At 73.6% G+C, this 459-nt stretch carries 1 protein-coding gene; it reads left to right on the top strand.

What is annotated here, in order from left to right:
- Positions 1-171: 171 nt before the first annotated feature.
- Positions 172-459 (top strand): HIT family protein (locus tag ACOMDU_RS13655; RefSeq protein WP_421130704.1); only part of this gene is annotated, 288 nt, incomplete at its 3' end.

Below are 459 nucleotides of genomic sequence, written 5' to 3' on the forward strand. Positions count from 1 at the left end.
CACCCTGGCCGTCGCGGGGCGACCCGGAGTGGCGCTCTACCCGGGTTCGTGGTCAGCATGGGTCCAGGACCCGTCCAACGCCGTCGCGGTCGGCCCCGAGCCCGACGGCGCGTCCGGCCGGGACTGACGACCCCCGGGGCCCCGCCCCGCCGACCCCTCAGGAGGATCCCCATGGCCACCGTCTTCAGCAGGATCGTCGCCGGCGAGCTGCCCGCCCGCTTCGTGTGGCAGGACCAGACATGCGTCGCGTTCCTGTCCGCCGCGCCGCTCCAGCCGGGGCACACGCTCGTGGTGCCCCGTGCGGAGGTGGACGAATGGGTGGAGGTCGACCCGGCGCTGGTCACGCACCTGACGATGGTCGCCCAGCAGATCGGCAAGGCGCAGGTGGCGGCGTTCTCCGCGCGCCGGGCCGGGCTCATGATCGCCGGCTACGAGATCCCGCACCTGCATGTGCATGTG

The sequence above is a fragment of the Vescimonas sanitatis genome (assembly GCF_049060325.1).
GTDB lineage: Bacteria > Bacillota > Clostridia > Oscillospirales > Oscillospiraceae > Vescimonas > Vescimonas sanitatis.